At 47.2% G+C, this 1,507-nt stretch carries 1 protein-coding gene and 1 pseudogene; both read left to right on the top strand.

Annotated features, from left to right (window positions below; all coding sequences use genetic code 11):
* Positions 1-180 (top strand): annotated as a pseudogene (locus ABGY95_RS00845) (IS30 family transposase); the annotation flags it as partial.
* Positions 181-288: 108 nt separating this feature from the next.
* The gene (locus tag ABGY95_RS00840; protein ID WP_347439783.1) at positions 289-1,272 is read left to right on the top strand and encodes a malate dehydrogenase; all 984 of its coding nucleotides are present in this window, start codon (positions 289-291) and stop codon (positions 1,270-1,272) included.
* The last annotated feature ends 235 nt before the right edge of the window (positions 1,273-1,507 follow it).

Genomic DNA, 1,507 nt, shown 5'->3' with positions numbered 1-1,507 from the left:
TGGGAAAGAGGTTTGAGTGAGAATACCAATGGCCTCATCCGTCAATACTTCCCTAGGCGAACAGATTTCGGAGGGGTAACTGACGATCAAATAGCTGAAGTTGAGATAAAGCTAAACAGCAGACCTCGTAAAGTACTCGACAGAAAGACCCCAAACTTTATGTTTTTAACACCTAACTAACAAGGTGCACTTCCAGGTTGAATCCGCGATATTTATTGTCCTAATTTCTTATAAGGTACTTAAGAAGTTGACGGGTGAAAATTCGACTCCTATGTTAGGCGCGAATTTATGAAGAACACTATCACTGTCTCTGTTACCGGAGCTGCTGGCCAAATTGGCTATGCCTTACTTTTTAGAATTGCATCTGGAGCTATGTTCGGCCCAGACCAGCCAGTTGCTTTACGCCTAATCGAGATCGAATCAGCCATGAGCGCCCTTCAAGGGGTGGTGATGGAGCTCGACGATTGTGCTTTTCCATTGCTGCAGAGTGTGACTACCGCTAGTGACCTAGATCATGGTTTTAAGGGTGCTAACTGGGCATTATTAGTTGGCTCTGTTCCTCGTGGTGCTGGAATGGAGCGTAACGACCTATTAGGAATCAATGGCAAAATATTCACGGGTCAAGGTGAAGCTATTGGGCGTTCAGCAGCTGCAGATGTTCGGGTTGTTGTCGTGGGGAATCCATGTAATACGAATTGCCTCATTGCTATGCAGCACGCGAGTGGGGTGCCAAATGATCGCTTTTTTGCGATGACTCGTCTCGATGAAAATCGTGCAAAGGGGCAACTCGCGGTGAAGGCGGGTGTACATAGTTCTGAGGTGTCTAATCTCTGTATATGGGGGAATCATTCCTCCACGCAGTACCCAGATTTCTATAATGCCAAAATTGGAGGTAAGCCGGCCACTGATTTGATTACTGACGAAGCTTGGCTTCAGGAGACATTTATCCCAGCTGTGCAGCAGCGAGGTTCTGCCATTATAAAGGTAAGAGGCGCGTCCTCTGCTGCATCCGCCGCCAATGGGGTTGTAGACACGGTCCGAAGCTTGTGCACTCCGACTCCTGCGGGTGATTGGTTCAGTGTGGCTGCTTGTTCTCCAGGCTCCTACGGGATTGATGCCGGCTTGATTGCTTCTATGCCGATTCGCACTGAAGATGGAAAGAAATGGTCAGTTGTTGAAGGACTGGATGTGAATGCATTCTCACGCGCGAAGATTGATGCTTCAGTAGCTGAGCTCAATGACGAGAAAGAAGCTGTGAAGCACTTACTCTAGTGTGGCTATTTGCTATCAGACAAAGTCTAAAACTCGCTGCCAAGTTGGCTGCGAGTTTTATTTTCTAGGGGTACTGTGGCTAACATCTTAATAGAGAAATGTTCATGCTAAGTTGGCACACCAACCGGTTGAAAGGTGTTATTAATCAGGCGGAAAACCAGTTGGCACTATTTCTGCTGGATATAAGCTATGAAACTTCAAGACGCACGTACGCTCACACCTAGCCAACTCGAAG

The sequence above is a fragment of the Rubritalea sp. genome, assembly GCF_039830215.1.
Taxonomy (GTDB): Bacteria; Verrucomicrobiota; Verrucomicrobiia; order Verrucomicrobiales; family Akkermansiaceae; genus Rubritalea.
The sequence above is the reverse complement of the archived record's forward strand: the minus strand, read 5'-3'. Positions and strand labels throughout refer to the sequence as shown.